Source organism: Neptunomonas sp. ABH4_499 (assembly GCF_056160565.1).
The window spans coordinates 17,920-31,408 of the sequence record NZ_JBSWXK010000011.1 but is presented as its reverse complement, the minus strand read 5'-3'; the positions used below and the strand labels follow the sequence as shown (position 1 = coordinate 31,408).

Below are 13,489 nucleotides of genomic sequence, written 5' to 3'. Positions count from 1 at the left end.
TTATCCGTTACACGGCTACAGGCAATGTTCTAAAGCGTGGATATCCGCTTTCAGGTGCGCGATGCGCTCTTGAATGCGTGCGGTACGGCGCGATTCGATCCACTCAAGCCATGTATCCATCCCCTCACCTGAACGCGCAGAAACTTGAAGCACCTCGATGGTTGGGTTCACACGGCGGGCGTATTCGATGCAGGCCTCTACATCAAAATCCAGATGCGGCAGCAGATCCACTTTATTCAGGATCATCACATCGGCTGCATGGAACATATCCGGGTATTTGATCGGTTTATCTTCGCCTTCGGTCACGGATAAAATCGCCACCTTGTGCGCTTCGCCCAAATCAAACGCCGCTGGGCACACCAAGTTACCGACGTTTTCGATAAACAACAGACCACCGTTAAGCTCTGGCAGATCGTCCATTGCATGGCCGATCATGTGCGCATCCAGATGACAGCCCTTGCCGGTGTTGATCTGGATGGCAGGGACGCCTGTTGCGCGGATTCGATCGGCATCGTTGGCGGTTTGTTGATCCCCTTCGATGACCGCCATTTTGCGTCGGCCTTCCAAACGCTTTAGGGTTTCGGTCAGCAAGGTGGTTTTGCCAGAACCTGGGCTTGATACTAGGTTCATGGCAAAGATCGCATCGCGGAAAAAGCGCGCGCGGTTGAGCTCTGCGTAGCGGTTGTTTTTCCCTAAGATGTCTTGCTCGATCTGCACCATGCGCGCTTGGGTCAATCCCGGGGCGTGCGCACCGGCGGGGCCTTGGCCAAAGTGAATGGTGCCGGCGCTGTGCTCTTTATGGTCATGATCATGAGCGTGATGATCGTGCGCATTGGTATGCGTGTGCCCCTCTGAGTGAGAGTGCGGTTGTCCTTCAATGGTGACATTGCCGTCACTGCATCCACAAACCGTACACATTACTCGACCTCCAGTTCTTTAATTCGTAAATCGTCACCTTGGGTGACTTGTAATTGGTATGACCCGCACTTAGGGCACTGATCAAATCGTTGCGTCACCGGCACCGTGTCCAAACACATCAAGCAAAAGGCTTCGCCGGGTGTGGCTTCTATGTGCAGCTTGGCACCCTCTGCTAGGGTGTTTTTTGTGACCGCCTCAAAACAAAACGCCAAGGCTTCAGGCTCGATGGCCGAGAGCGGCCCAACCACCAACCACACCTGTTTCACTTTCTGGTATTGCTGTTTAACGGCCTCATCCTCAAGGATGGAAACTAAGCTTTCAGCAATCGACATCTCATGCATGGCGTTTTTGTCCTGCTCGTAATAACGGCCCGATCAGGGTGTCTTCTGCGATATTGATTCGAATCGGGACGCACGGGTCCCACAACTGAGCCAGTGCACGCGTTTGGTGCTCAATCGTCTCGGCATCGCCGGTTAAGTGTTTAAGCATCTGCTGCAGCTCGCCGTGCGGGTGGAAGTTCCACTCGGTCGGGGCCACGATGTGGTAGGCATGAATGCCGTCGTGTGTGGTATCCCACTCGATGTGGTGGACCAAGCGCCCGCGTGCCGTCTCAATGCAGGCGATAGCCGAGTGCGCCGAGCACTTCATCGCCACCCCTTCACCCAAATCCAAACAATCCGGTTCTGGCGGGCAATCGGCCAGTACATGCCGCATCCGGTGAATCACGCTGTGCATCTCGGCGATTAAGCACTCGACGCGCTCTTTGGGCGATCCGGTCACGGTGTTGTTCAATTCGACCCCATTGGTCAGCGCTCTGGCCAGCACACCGGTTTCCATGGTGTGTCCAAGATAGGTGGGTGCTTGGCAGAGGGTTTGGGCATCGGTTTGTAACTGCTGATCCATCACCTCTAGAAAGCGAGTGATGTGGGAGCGCGATAAACACTGCAACTGACCTGAAGCTTGGTACGTAAGCCCCATCCCTACACGCCCAAGGTCCACACGAGTACCCCTTACATACTGATCCACCCATTCGGTCAGTTCGCTGAGCTGTCGCATCCCCGCTTCGGGGTCGATCGCGCGTTGTGCATCAGTGAGCGCCGGCGTTTGGCACTGGCAAATCTGAATCAGCTTGGCGAGCGCATGGGATGGGAGATTTAACACTTCTTTACCTAAGCGAAGGCCCAGCTCACGGGCAGACTCCAGTAGCAGCTGAAAACGCATGTACGAGCCTGCACTGATCTGATCATCTCCGCCGTGGCAGGCCGCCCACGCCAGTGTCAGCGCCGAGGTGTGCGCCACTTTGCACAGTCCGTATACCCACTCCAAGCGCTCCAGCGCGGCTTGGCTGGTTTGTCCCATCAGTAAGCGGTTCAACGCACGAGGCCGTTTGGAGTGCACACTGACGCCTTCTACTTTGCGCTTTCGCACCAGCAAGGTGATCTCAATTTCGCCGGACAAGCTGCCCATCTGAGTTAAGGGGTTGGCCGTGTTCATAACTCATCCCCCATGCCTGAGAGTCGGCGCAGAAATCCGCGTCGACTGACCGGTTGTGCAGCGTCCTGCTTTGGACTGACCTTAGACGGTACTTCCAGCAGGGTATGCAAGACATCATTCGCGGTGGTGTGTGCATCCTTCATCGTTTCGATCTCCGATAAGGGCGAGAGCAGCGATAAGCTGGCATACGCCCCCAACCTCTCCTGAAACCCGAGTGTGAAGGTGTACTCGCCGGTGGGTAACGCAACATCGACCGGCTCACCCACCGATTCTGCGCCCCAACTTCCTGAGAGATTACGCCACAATGCATTGATGCACCAAGGGGTAATCAAGATGGCTAGGTGCGGCGCACGCTCATCCACCACCAGCTCGACATCGATCTGTGGGTGATAGATGGGCAGGTCCTGCATTCGAGCATCCACTTCACGGTAGAAAGCTTCGAACTCGGACCACTCGGTTGCGCCGTCGCTCACGCCACCACCATAAACTGATCTTTATCGCCATCGCACTCAGGGCAGCGCCAATGATCCGGCAACTGACTGAACGGTGTGCCGGGGGCTATTTGCCAGACATCATCCCCTTCGGCAGGGTTGTATTGGTGCCAGCAGATTTTGCACTCCAACACCGCATCATCGGCAATGCGCTCGTTGTTCCCAAGATAGCTTCCTTCAAACCCTTGGCTCATGCGTGCGGCTCCACAAACACCTCTCGAATCTCGTTCAGACGCTCGGTTGAATCGTCGATGTCCTCCTGAGCAGCACACGCCACCAGTGGAATATCGATCACCTCCAAGGTGTCTAAGATCAGTTGATCGGTGCTGTTAAAGTACTGCACACGCCAAATGCCCGGAATCTGAGTCGAGGTGATACGGCAGTTACCGTAGCCACGCGAGAGCATCATCACAGAGCCGGTCCCAAGCTGATCATTCAGCACCGAGTGATCCTCTGGCGAGAACGGCAACAGGGTTAAATTCACCACCGGATAATCGTTGGTTTCGCTGACCAACAGATCCGTCGCTTTCTTTTTCGAGTAGCTGGCCGACGCGTCTGCTAACTCCACCAAAACAGAGGGCGCATTGAGCACGGTTTTAGGGATGGCGCTAAGATCGATCTTTTTATCGGCCGCAATGAACGCAAATTGACGCACCGCTGCGGGAATGTCCGCCACTTCCAGTGATTCACGCACAGTTTGATCCGCCATCACTTCACGCAGTCGCCACACACCCGCCATCACGGTTTCCTGAATACGGATCTGGCGCTGCTGACTCATCATCAGCAACACACTGACCTCGCCCTCGCCCAAAATCTGGTTGAGCATCTCTAGGTCCGCGTCTGGCATCTCGTTAAGGGGGAGCACTTCGGTATTTTGCCCCACACGGTAGCGATCCAGCATGGTTTGCAGCGTGTTCAACACACTCATGGCGTGCGGACAGCTGGCCATCTCATGGGCTTCTGGTAACACTGGCACATCGTAGGTGTTCATCTCCGATGGCATCTTCATGTAATCCAACACCATGTCGCCTTCGGACTGTGAACCTGGCCCAATCGAGAGGTTCAACGTAGGGATACTTGCATCAAACATAGACTCTCTCCTTGTTAACCGGCACAGCCTGTGGGCTCACTGCCCACCGACACGACAGGGATACCAATGCCCGGATCACGACGGGGTTCAAGCGTCAGCAAAATCTCGATTTCGCGCACGTAATCATCCCAGTTTTGTACCTTAGGAATGGCACCGAGATAGCGACCCTCTTTTAAAAACACCAAGGTTGGCCACACCGTAAAGTTGTAGCGACCTTGCAGGGTTTTCTCGAAGGCGGTATCAATCACAGCAGCGGACAGCATCGGAAAGCGCTTAACCAGCTCTGGCAGAATCACCGCCACGTCATTACTTTCTGGGAAGCGCGCGGCGTTTTCCGTAAAAAAGAGAACAGAGAAAGGCGTGGCTTGAATAAAGGCCTCAAAGCCTTCGGCATCCAGTTTTGGGTAACCCAAATCATCGGTTAAACGGTCGATCAGAGGGGATGACATCGATTAATCCTCGTGCGGTGAAGCGTTCTGTTGTTGAAGGGCGGATTGAAGGTGCGATGGTAAGGCCGGCTCACGCGATACAAGATCAGCAAAAAGGTGATCGATCGCTTCCGAGGCTCCCAGCGCATCAGAACCTGCGTTCACTAAAAAAAGCGCCGCCAGTGCGTTATTGATCTGATCGGCTCGCTCATCGCTTAATCGCTCCCGTGCTGCATCGTGAAACACCAACAGCCATTCACCTTCAGAGGCTTCACCGACTAAGCGAGTATCGATCAGATGAATGGAGCCGTTTTGCTCAATGCAGTGGGCGCTGTATTCGGTGACCAAGCGATCCACCTTCATGGGAATACCAATGCACATGACTATTCCTCAACGCCGGTCACTGTTTTGGCGCGCGCACCGACCAAATAACGAAGATCCCCTTTACGAAAGGCTTGCTCTTCGCTTGGGCGCTCAGCTTCATAGCGGTCCATCATCAACTCTTCGGGCGCCAGCGGGTCAGCCGTGTGGCTATCGCCCTCTGGTATCACACCGTGCTTGGCGAGGTAATCAAGCGCGATCTCGATGGCAGGCTGCACCTGCGCTTTGACAGGCTCCCGAAGACTGCCGCCAAAATCTTCAAGCTCCACCGGCTGACAACCGATCAATAACAGATGCTCTGGGTAGTGGCCGGTAAATTCCGCCAGTGCCAGTACCTCTTGGAAACCGGTTTGATGAAGGCTCATCTGCTTTGCGCCCATAAATTTGGGGACTTCGTCGTTTTCGACCAATTTGAGGGTACCCGCAGGCAGGCCGTAATCGACCGCATCAAACACCACCAAAATATCGGCGTCTTGTACGTGCTGAACCAGATAGATGCCTTGGGTGCCACCATCCAGCAGGGTGACGGACTCATCAAAGCGGTATTGTTGATTTAAAAGCTCGACGCAACGAACGCCAAAGCCTTCATCGGCCCAGAGAATATTCCCGATGCCGAGGATTAAAACGCGTGGAGATGCCATGTTGGGTTCTTATCTGTGCATTATTTTTAGTGTTACACCCTCCGTTACAACTACCATGCCAAGATGATAAACCCTTGTTTTTAAAGGAAACCAAGCAGTACCAAAAACACTTACTGGAAACCAACCTTCCAGCAGATCAGAATTATCGGACGGCTTCTTTCCATTGAGTTTTTCAATGTAGTACCCCGGTATTACCCCACGTATCTTGCAAGGCGTACGCTCATTGAACAACCAGATGCCTGACAGCAAAGGAAGCACAACAATGAGTAAAAAGATTCTGTTTTTGGTCGGTGATTTTGTCGAAGATTACGAGGTGATGGTGCCTTTCCAAGCACTTGCCATGGTGGGCTATACCGTTGAAGCGGCTTGCCCTGATAAAAAAGCGGGAGATACGATCAAAACCGCCATCCACGATTTTGAAGGCGACCAAACCTACACCGAAAAACCGGGCCACCTATTTACGCTGAACGCCGATTTTGAGCGCATCCAACCGGAAGACTACGCAGGCTTGGTGGTGCCAGGTGGCCGTGCCCCCGAGTACATTCGTTTAAATGAACGCGTTTTAGAGATTACCCGCGCCTTTGCCGCCGCCAATAAGCCAATTTCGGCCGTTTGTCACGGTGCTCAGGTGCTGGCAGCCGCTGGCGTGATTGAAGGAAAACAGGTATCGGCCTACCCTGCGTGTAAGCCAGAAGTCTCGTTAGGCGGTGGTCACTATCAAGAGATCCCGGTGGATCAAGCCTACACGGATGGCAATCTCGTCACAGCGCCTGCATGGCCTGCCCATCCAGAGTGGCTGCGACAGTTTTTAGCAGTATTGGGCGCCAAGATTACGCTGTAATGACTTATCACCCTTAGGAATAAGCGTTAAAAAAGATCGATCTAACGCCGCGGCGTAACGCATCTTGATCCGTGTTACGCCACGGCGTATAACAAAGGCTCGCTCAACGGAGGGAGCCTGTTATGTGCCATATCTTCACATCAACACCCGCTAAATGGTACGAGTCCACTACGCGCTCAGTACGCATTGAAGGGGTGGTGACCAGCATTCGATTGGAGAACCATTTTTGGCAGACGCTGGATCAGATCGCCCACGAGGAGGGCCGCTCAACGCCTAAATTCCTCAGCGAGCTGTATCGTGAAGTGATCGAGGAAAAAGGCCAAGTGGATAACTTTAGTTCACTGCTTCGGGTGATTTGCAGTGTTCATGCACAGCAAACACTGCCGGCTTAACGCGAAGATTCCGATGTACGCCCAGCCCAGTACAACTCCCACAGTACCTGCTTCTCTAACCAGAACATAGGGGTGGTTTTAAAATACCGCGCTAACTGAATGGCCGTTGCCGCCGAAACAGCGCGCTGCCCGTTCACAATCTCATTAACCCGCCGCCGTGATATACCCAACTCTTTCGCCAACTGGGTTTGACTGATATTCAACGGAGTAAGATACGCACGTTCAAGAAACGCGCCCGGGTGCTCCGGCTTTCGCATCCGGTATCGTTGAGATGGTTGCGGATTGGATTGCGTATGTACCATGTTGAGAGAGAGCGCTCTTTTTAAAGGGCGTGCCATCGGTTATACACACCCGAAAATGGATGAAAAACGGGGGCATTACGCCCCCAAAAACATGTGACAAACACAACAATCAAGCATCCTTGCTCGGAGAATCTTCGCCGCCCTAATCAGGGCGGTCGTCCTTAAACATGCGCCATCCACCGATCATGGTGGAGATCAAACTTTGACGGGACATGATGTCCTCGCGCACCGCGACGTACACATGGATCATGATGAAGGTAATCAAATACCACATGCCCAAATGGTGCCAGGTGTGCACATCTTGGCTTTGACCAAACAGCGGAATCACCCAGCCAAAGAGTTGATCCGCCCAACTGTCTTGCCCAAGCCCCTCCCCATAGAGCGCGAAGCCTGTGATGATCATGAAGATCATCCCCAGCACAAAGAAGAAGAACATCGCCAACTGGCCCATCGGGTTATGGCCGATGTATTTACGTGGGGTCTTTTCCAAAAACAGATACCAACGCATCTCATGCCACACCCCTTCCCAAAAATCCGGGTCGTGGATGCGCGGCATAAACAACTCTTTGGCGTGACTGTTACCGGCAAATGCCCAGTAGATACGACCAATAAACGCAATACTGACAATGTAACCCGCCGCAAAATGCGCAAAGCGGATATACCCCATCAAGTAATTATCGCTGGCCTCTCCTGGCTGAGTCGGCAGCGGCGCACCAATAAAGTAGCCACTGACGCACAAGGTAAAAATTGAAAACACCGTTATCCAGTGCCACAACCGAAGCGGTGCTTCATAAACATACACCGCGGTTTGACGGCGCGTAATCGGGCGCTCGTCCGCTTCATGCTCTGGCAATGATGGATCCTGTTTCTGCATCACTTATCCTCCCTGCTAAACGGGGACAGAGGCAGAGCCTTCGCCCTGCCTGCCAGTTAATTAACGAACCGTGACTCGCGTAAGCTCCTGACCATCTTCTGACATCACGTGCGTTGAACACGCAAGACAGGGGTCAAAGCTGTGCAGGGTACGCAGAATCTCGACCGGCTCATCGGGGCGCTCCATCGGGGTATCCAGCAAGGACGCTTCAAAGGCACCGATATTACCGGCAGCATCACGAGGAGAGCCGTTCCACGTCGTTGGCACGACCGCTTGGTAGTTCTCGATTTTGCCGTCTTTGATCTTGATCCAATGCCCCAATGCGCCGCGCGGTGCTTCGTTGATGCCAACGCCTTTGGCCTCTTTTGGCCATGTGGATGGATCCCATTTTTCGATGTTGGCGGTGGAGCTGTCGCCGTTTTTGATGTTATCCACCAGCTGATGCCAATCATCCAACATGGAATCGGCACACAACTCGCATTCCAGCGCGCGCGCCAGCGTTCGACCCAAGGTCGATGGCAAGAACTGTTTAAGTCCCAGATCCAACCCCGTGCTTTGGTTAAACGCCGAGAGGGATTTATCCACCTGTTCTTGGACGTACTCTTTGCCAGAAGCATACGCAATGATGTAGCGCGACAGCGGCCCAACCTCCATCGCATGACCACGCCAGCGTGGCGCTTTGATCCACGAGTATTTCGCCGCCTCATCCAAGGCTTCGATGTTGGTTTTGGTGCCTTTAAAGTTCGGGCCAAGCTCAAACTTAGGCTCGGTCACACCATCCCACGGGTGTAAGCCTTTACCGGCTTGCTCACCTTCGTAGGTGTACCAAGAGTGATCGACAAACTCCTGAACTTGCTCAGGATCACGCACATCCACTGGATGAATCTCATCCCAGTTACCGCCAATGATCGCACCGCCCGGTAACAGGAAGGTCGAGTCATCGTACGGTACTTTTTGATAGGTGCCGTAGGCCATCACGTTTTCAGCGGCCAAACCACCACCGTAGAGCCAATCTTTGTAGATGCCCGCAATCGCCAGCACATCCGGCACGTAGACGTTTTTGGTAAAGTCGCGCGCTTCTTTGATGCGCTCTAGCACAAAGTTCAGACTGACCATGTTGACCGGCGCACCGGAGGAGCCCGTGCCATCCATATTGATCGCACACGCTACGCCGCCCACCATGTAGTTAGGGTGTGGGTTTTTACCGCCAAAGATGGTGTGGATTTTAACCAGATCTTTTTGCAGTTCCAGCGCTTCCATGTAGTGGGTCACCGCCATCAAGTCCGCTTCTGGCGGTAATTTGTAGGCAGGGTTATCCCAGTAGCCGTTGGCAAAAAGCCCCAACTGCCCGGATTCAACAAACTTCTTCAAGCGGGTTTGCATATCCTTAAAGTAACCCGGGCTCGATTTTGGATGATTCGGAGAGATCATCTGCTGAAACTCGGAGGTCGCTTTCGGATCCGCCTTTAACGCATTAACCGGGTTAACCCAATCCAGCGCGTGCAGGTGGTAAAAGTGCACAATGTGATCGTGCATCTGCAGAGTTTTATCCATCAAGTGACGGATCAAGTGCGCGTTCAGCGGGATCTGAATACCAAGCGCATCTTCAACGGCGCGAACCGAGGTCAGCGCGTGCGTACCGGTACACACACCACAAATACGCTCGACAAAGGCCCAAGCATCACGCGGATCACGCCCTTTTAGAATCACCTCAAGGCCACGCCACATGGTGCCTGTGGAGACCGCGTTGCGGATGATGTTGTTCTCATCCACGTTAACCTCGCAACGCATGTGACCTTCGATCCGAGTCACCGGGTCCACCACGATACGGCGGCCGGAGTTATCCAAGTTTCGGCTGTTCAGTTCGGTTGTCATGCGTCACGCCCCTCTTCATGCGTCACTGTTTTTTTAGATCGTTTTACCGCGCTGACCGCCGCGTGTGCCGCAATGGCTGCACCCACACCGCCGGCCACCGCCATGCCGATCTCATCGGCGTTTTTCTCGATACCAAATTGGTGGATGTCGGTTAGACGGTCGTAGAACGAGCCTTTATCCCAGAAGCCATCTTCGGAGCAGCCAATACAGCCATGACCTGCCTGAATCGGGAAGGAGGTGCCCTCGTTCCAACGCACCGTCGAACAGGCGTTGTAAGTGGTAGGGCCTTTACAGCCGACCTTGTACAGGCAGTAGCCTTTACGCGCGCCTTCGTCATCCCACTCTTCAACGAATTGGCCCGCATCAAAGTGTGGACGGCGATAGCATTTATCGTGAATCCGCTGCGAGTAGAACATCTTCGGACGACCTTGGCGGTCAAGCTCAGGCACGCGACCAAAAGTCAGCATGTAGGTGATCACACCGGTCATGACTTCCGCAATGGGCGGGCAACCCGGCACTTTGATGATCGGCTTATCGGTGATCACTTTATGGATCGGCACCGCTTGGGTTGGGTTAGGACGGGCCGCTTGGACACAGCCCCATGAAGCACACGAGCCCCACGCGATGATCGCAGCCGCATCTTTGGCCGCGTGTTTTAACTGATCCAAAAACGGCTTACCGCCGACGATACAGAACATCCCATCTTCATTGAGCGGCGGGTTACCTTCCACCGCGAGGATGTATTTGCCTTTGTATTTTTGGATGGTCTCTTCAAGGATCGCTTCCGCCTGATGCCCAGCGGAGGCCATCAAGGTATCGTCGTAGTCCAAAGAGATCATCGACAAGACCACATCCTTCACCAAGGGATGTGCCGAGCGAATAAAGGATTCCGAACAACAGGTACACTCTAAACCGTGTAACCAGATAACCGGCGTACGCTCTTTGGTTTCCATCGCATGTGCGATGCGCGGCGCAAACGTTGGGCCTAAACCCAGTGCGGCGGCGGTTAGACTGCAATATTTCAGGAAGCTACGGCGAGTGATGCCTTGACGCCGCATCACTTCGTAAAAGGTTTCTATATGAGGCATTGGGTTTCTCCGAGCGGGTCTCTGCTGCAGAGCCACGTCCCTGATGCTCCTTTGCTCGCAAAGCACCGTTGGTCGTGTCAGCTTATTATTGTTTCTCTATCAGACACCGTAGGAGCAATCTTTAGGCCAAACCTTTATTTCCTTTATTTTCAATACGTTAATAAAAACCCACCCAAAGGCGATCGAACACCACCTATCCACTCATCGTTTTCAACCGAGAGGTTAGTTTCCATCCACTTCATGATTTGCCAGCGCCACCAGCGCTTGACCAACACACAAACCGCCATCGTTCGCAGGCAGTTGCTGATGGGTCAGCACCACGGCCTCAGGATGAGCCGATGTAAGCGTTAGGGTGATCAACTCCCGAAGTGAAGCGTTTTGCATTACACCGCCCGTGAGCGCGATGGTTAAAGGTAAGCCCTCCTCAAGCTTTAGCACACGAGTGGTTAACTCAACGGCGCTGATCGCCAAGCGAAGATGAAAAAGCCATGCCCAATCCGGTGCTGTCAACCCGTGAGCCTCTTGAATGTCTTGCCACCAAGGCGCAGGGTTCAGAGTTAAGCGATCTTCTAAAATATCTATTGGCCACGCTTGGCTCACCTTTTGACAGAACGCTAGCTGCTGATCAAAGGGGCGTTTAACCCACGTCGATTGCATGGCAAGGGCTTCCAGCTCTATCGCCGCTTGCCCTTCGTAGGTGACTTTATCGGGTGCAACACCCAACGCCGCCGCTGCCGCATCAAACAAACGACCAATGGAGCTTGTGATCGGGCTGTTTAAGCCCTTTTGGGCCATCGCTTTTAACGGCTCGACCGGTTTGTCGCTCAGTGAGGCAAAGGCACTGTTGGGGGCTCCCGAAAGCCCAGCCGCTAACCATTGCCCTAACCAAGAACGCCAAGGGGATTGAATGGCCGCCGTGCCGCCGATCAAGGCGAAGGGCGCAAGCGAGGCGACCCGCTTAACGGATCGATACCCACCCAAAAGCCATTCACCGCCCCACAAGGTGTTATCCACACCCAGCCCTGTGCCATCAAAACACAGTGCAAGTACTTCGGTGTCTTTGGGTAAATGATGATCCGCCAACAAAGAGGCCAGATGCGCATGATGGTGTTGAACCTGCGTCACCGTTCGAATCCCACCCGACTGCTTCGCTTGTTCTGCCCACTGAACCGTGCGATAGCCCGGGTGCTGATCCACCACCCAATGTTGATTGGAGTGACGATACAAGCCTTGGTACAAAGCCGCCGTTTGCTGGTAGGCATCTTGATTGGCGGGGTTATCCATATCGCCCAGATACTGGCTGACAATCCACTGCCCCGCTTTAATCCAACACTGCGCCGCTTTTAGCTCTGCTCCAAGGGCCACACACTCGTGCTGCGTATCAAACCCGTTAGGCAGCGGCGACATCCAAGGCGATAAGCCCCGAGCGCGGCGGAGCACCTCGGTCGAAGGTGTGCAGCTTTCGGTAAGTCCAACATTCAGCGCCAATACCGAATCATCAACACGGTTGTGGATATCTCGGTTATTGAGGACAAAAAAGTCGGCAATGCCGCGTAACTGGGTCAGCGCCGCATCGTTGGTGATCGCCTGTGGAAAACCGGATCGATTACCGCTGGTCATCACCAAAGGTCGCTGAAAAGCCTGCATCACTAGGTGATGGATTGGGCTGTAGGGCAAGATCACACCCAAACGGTGCTGGCGTGGGGCGAGCTCGTTGAAGGCGATGTCATTTGCGTTCTGCCCATCGTGTTGACTCGTAGGTTTCCAAGGTACCAAAACAACCGGTGCGATGGGGCTTTGTAAGGTTGCCCACAGCAACGACTGTGCATCGTGAGAAAGTGCTTTAACAGAAGGTGTTTCCGATAAAGCCGATCGGGAGGCAAACATCACCGCTAAGGGTTTATCGGGTCGATGTTTCAGTGCACGAAGCCGCTTGATGGCTTCAGCTTGCGTCGCATCACAACACAGGTGAAAGCCACCTACGCCCTTGATCGCCACGATCTGGCCTTGCTCTAATGCATCGACCATTAGGCTCACCCAATCCTGAGTTGATACAGGCTCGCCTTCTTGATCACAGATCCAGACCGTTGGCCCACACACAGGGCACGCATTGGGTTGTGCGTGGAAGCGTCGGTCCGCTGGGTTGGTGTATTCAGCTAGGCACGCATCACACTGTTCAAACGCTGCCATGGTGGTTGAGGCGCGATCGTAAGGGATGGACTGAATGATCGATAAGCGCGGCCCACAGTGTGTGCAGTTGATAAAGGGGTATTGGTAGCGGCGGTTGGTTGGGTCGTTCATCTCATCCAAGCAAGCTTGACAGGTAGCGGCATCGGCGGGCACGCCTGCGTGCGGGTCGCCCATTTGTGAGGTTTGGATCTCAAACCCGACAGCTTCGGGCAAAATTATGGGATGAACCGTGACCGAATCAATCCGACACAGAGGCGGTGTCGAGCTTAGCGCGAGCCTAAACGCATCGCACTGCGCGCTTGTCGGCTGATAAAGATCAATCTGCGCGCCAACGGCGGTATTACATACCGTCCCTTTGATACCCAATTGATGCGCGACTTGCCAGATCCACGGGCGAAACCCCACCCCTTGGACCACACCCGTGACGACCCAGCGCTGACTCTTTTCCAAACCTGATCTACCTTAAACAGTAACCGACACGGTG

The 13,489-nt window shown here is 53.9% G+C and carries 16 protein-coding genes; 2 read left to right on the top strand and 14 right to left on the bottom strand.

Annotation, left to right across the window (positions count from 1 at the left end; genetic code table 11):
• Positions 1–15 precede the first annotated feature (15 nt).
• From hypB to ACXAF9_RS12310, 9 genes are read right to left on the bottom strand one after another with little or no spacing between them, the layout of a single operon-like run.
• The gene (gene hypB / locus ACXAF9_RS12350) at positions 16–918 is read right to left on the bottom strand and encodes a hydrogenase nickel incorporation protein HypB (protein WP_475074599.1); all 903 of its coding nucleotides are present in this window, start codon (positions 916–918) and stop codon (positions 16–18) included.
• Positions 918–1,259 carry a hydrogenase maturation nickel metallochaperone HypA gene (gene hypA, locus ACXAF9_RS12345; RefSeq protein WP_475074597.1) on the bottom strand — a complete coding sequence of 114 codons (342 nt, stop codon included), beginning with the start codon at positions 1,257–1,259 and terminating at the stop codon, positions 918–920. Before hypA ends, hypB begins: the two co-directional genes overlap by 1 nt.
• Positions 1,252–2,412, bottom strand: a complete 1,161-nt coding sequence (locus ACXAF9_RS12340) for a hypothetical protein (protein ID WP_475074595.1) — start codon at positions 2,410–2,412, stop codon at positions 1,252–1,254. The genes hypA and ACXAF9_RS12340 overlap by 8 nt, the downstream gene beginning before the upstream one ends.
• Complete coding sequence (hybE, locus tag ACXAF9_RS12335) at positions 2,409–2,885, bottom strand: [NiFe]-hydrogenase assembly chaperone HybE (RefSeq protein WP_475074591.1); 477 nt, start codon at positions 2,883–2,885, stop codon at positions 2,409–2,411. The genes ACXAF9_RS12340 and hybE overlap by 4 nt, the downstream gene beginning before the upstream one ends.
• The gene (locus tag ACXAF9_RS12330; protein WP_475074587.1) at positions 2,882–3,097 is read right to left on the bottom strand and encodes a rubredoxin; all 216 of its coding nucleotides are present in this window, start codon (positions 3,095–3,097) and stop codon (positions 2,882–2,884) included. The genes hybE and ACXAF9_RS12330 overlap by 4 nt, the downstream gene beginning before the upstream one ends.
• Positions 3,094–3,993 carry a hydrogenase expression/formation protein gene (locus tag ACXAF9_RS12325; RefSeq protein ID WP_475074584.1) on the bottom strand — a complete coding sequence of 300 codons (900 nt, stop codon included), beginning with the start codon at positions 3,991–3,993 and terminating at the stop codon, positions 3,094–3,096. The genes ACXAF9_RS12330 and ACXAF9_RS12325 overlap by 4 nt, the downstream gene beginning before the upstream one ends.
• A gap of 14 nt (positions 3,994–4,007) precedes the next feature.
• A complete protein-coding gene (locus tag ACXAF9_RS12320; protein ID WP_475074580.1) occupies positions 4,008–4,442 on the bottom strand; it encodes a hypothetical protein in 435 nt (144 codons plus the stop codon).
• A gap of 3 nt (positions 4,443–4,445) precedes the next feature.
• Complete coding sequence (locus tag ACXAF9_RS12315) at positions 4,446–4,802, bottom strand: HypC/HybG/HupF family hydrogenase formation chaperone (RefSeq protein ID WP_475074576.1); 357 nt, start codon at positions 4,800–4,802, stop codon at positions 4,446–4,448.
• A 2-nt stretch (positions 4,803–4,804) separates the two neighbouring features.
• Positions 4,805–5,443 carry a HyaD/HybD family hydrogenase maturation endopeptidase gene (locus ACXAF9_RS12310; RefSeq protein WP_475074574.1) on the bottom strand — a complete coding sequence of 213 codons (639 nt, stop codon included), beginning with the start codon at positions 5,441–5,443 and terminating at the stop codon, positions 4,805–4,807.
• A 262-nt stretch (positions 5,444–5,705) separates the two neighbouring features.
• Between ACXAF9_RS12310 and ACXAF9_RS12305 the strand changes: the two genes are divergently transcribed.
• Together ACXAF9_RS12305 and ACXAF9_RS12300 are read left to right on the top strand one after the other, a co-directional pair.
• A complete protein-coding gene (locus tag ACXAF9_RS12305; RefSeq protein WP_475074572.1) occupies positions 5,706–6,284 on the top strand; it encodes a DJ-1/PfpI family protein in 579 nt (192 codons plus the stop codon).
• Positions 6,285–6,406: 122 nt separating this feature from the next.
• Positions 6,407–6,676 (top strand): ribbon-helix-helix domain-containing protein, encoded by a 270-nt coding sequence (locus ACXAF9_RS12300; protein WP_475074571.1) that lies wholly within the window; start codon positions 6,407–6,409, stop codon positions 6,674–6,676.
• On the opposite strand, the gene ACXAF9_RS12295 is transcribed toward ACXAF9_RS12300, so the two are convergent.
• The 5 genes from ACXAF9_RS12295 to hypF all read right to left on the bottom strand — a co-directional run bounded on the left by ACXAF9_RS12295 (position 6,673) and on the right by hypF (position 13,455).
• Complete coding sequence (locus ACXAF9_RS12295; RefSeq protein ID WP_475074570.1) at positions 6,673–7,014, bottom strand: HigA family addiction module antitoxin; 342 nt, start codon at positions 7,012–7,014, stop codon at positions 6,673–6,675. The genes ACXAF9_RS12300 and ACXAF9_RS12295 overlap by 4 nt on opposite strands.
• 106 nt (positions 7,015–7,120) lie before the next feature.
• Entirely contained in the window at positions 7,121–7,852 is a 732-nt protein-coding gene (gene cybH, locus ACXAF9_RS12290) for a Ni/Fe-hydrogenase, b-type cytochrome subunit (protein WP_475074566.1), read from the bottom strand.
• A 60-nt stretch (positions 7,853–7,912) separates the two neighbouring features.
• Entirely contained in the window at positions 7,913–9,727 is a 1,815-nt protein-coding gene (locus tag ACXAF9_RS12285) for a nickel-dependent hydrogenase large subunit (RefSeq protein ID WP_475074563.1), read from the bottom strand.
• Positions 9,724–10,815: a hydrogenase small subunit gene (locus tag ACXAF9_RS12280; RefSeq protein WP_475074562.1), complete on the bottom strand. Its 1,092-nt coding sequence runs from the start codon at positions 10,813–10,815 to the stop codon at positions 9,724–9,726. The genes ACXAF9_RS12285 and ACXAF9_RS12280 overlap by 4 nt, the downstream gene beginning before the upstream one ends.
• Positions 10,816–11,037: 222 nt before the next feature.
• Positions 11,038–13,455 carry a carbamoyltransferase HypF gene (gene hypF, locus ACXAF9_RS12275; RefSeq protein ID WP_475074560.1) on the bottom strand — a complete coding sequence of 806 codons (2,418 nt, stop codon included), beginning with the start codon at positions 13,453–13,455 and terminating at the stop codon, positions 11,038–11,040.
• Positions 13,456–13,489 lie beyond the last annotated feature (34 nt).

Coding starts and splice junctions, on each gene's coding strand:
- ACXAF9_RS12330 (WP_475074587.1), bottom strand. CDS start 3,097: ATGAGCCAAGGGTTTGAAGGAAGCTATCTTGGGAACAACGAGCGCATT.
- ACXAF9_RS12280 (WP_475074562.1), bottom strand. CDS start 10,815: ATGCCTCATATAGAAACCTTTTACGAAGTGATGCGGCGTCAAGGCATC.
- cybH (WP_475074566.1), bottom strand. CDS start 7,852: ATGCAGAAACAGGATCCATCATTGCCAGAGCATGAAGCGGACGAGCGC.
- ACXAF9_RS12300 (WP_475074571.1), top strand. CDS start 6,407: ATGTGCCATATCTTCACATCAACACCCGCTAAATGGTACGAGTCCACT.
- ACXAF9_RS12305 (WP_475074572.1), top strand. CDS start 5,706: ATGAGTAAAAAGATTCTGTTTTTGGTCGGTGATTTTGTCGAAGATTAC.
- ACXAF9_RS12340 (WP_475074595.1), bottom strand. CDS start 2,412: ATGAACACGGCCAACCCCTTAACTCAGATGGGCAGCTTGTCCGGCGAA.
- hypB (WP_475074599.1), bottom strand. CDS start 918: ATGTGTACGGTTTGTGGATGCAGTGACGGCAATGTCACCATTGAAGGA.
- ACXAF9_RS12315 (WP_475074576.1), bottom strand. CDS start 4,802: ATGTGCATTGGTATTCCCATGAAGGTGGATCGCTTGGTCACCGAATAC.
- ACXAF9_RS12320 (WP_475074580.1), bottom strand. CDS start 4,442: ATGTCATCCCCTCTGATCGACCGTTTAACCGATGATTTGGGTTACCCA.
- ACXAF9_RS12295 (WP_475074570.1), bottom strand. CDS start 7,014: ATGGCACGCCCTTTAAAAAGAGCGCTCTCTCTCAACATGGTACATACG.
- ACXAF9_RS12325 (WP_475074584.1), bottom strand. CDS start 3,993: ATGTTTGATGCAAGTATCCCTACGTTGAACCTCTCGATTGGGCCAGGT.
- hypA (WP_475074597.1), bottom strand. CDS start 1,259: ATGCATGAGATGTCGATTGCTGAAAGCTTAGTTTCCATCCTTGAGGAT.
- ACXAF9_RS12310 (WP_475074574.1), bottom strand. CDS start 5,443: ATGGCATCTCCACGCGTTTTAATCCTCGGCATCGGGAATATTCTCTGG.
- ACXAF9_RS12285 (WP_475074563.1), bottom strand. CDS start 9,727: ATGACAACCGAACTGAACAGCCGAAACTTGGATAACTCCGGCCGCCGT.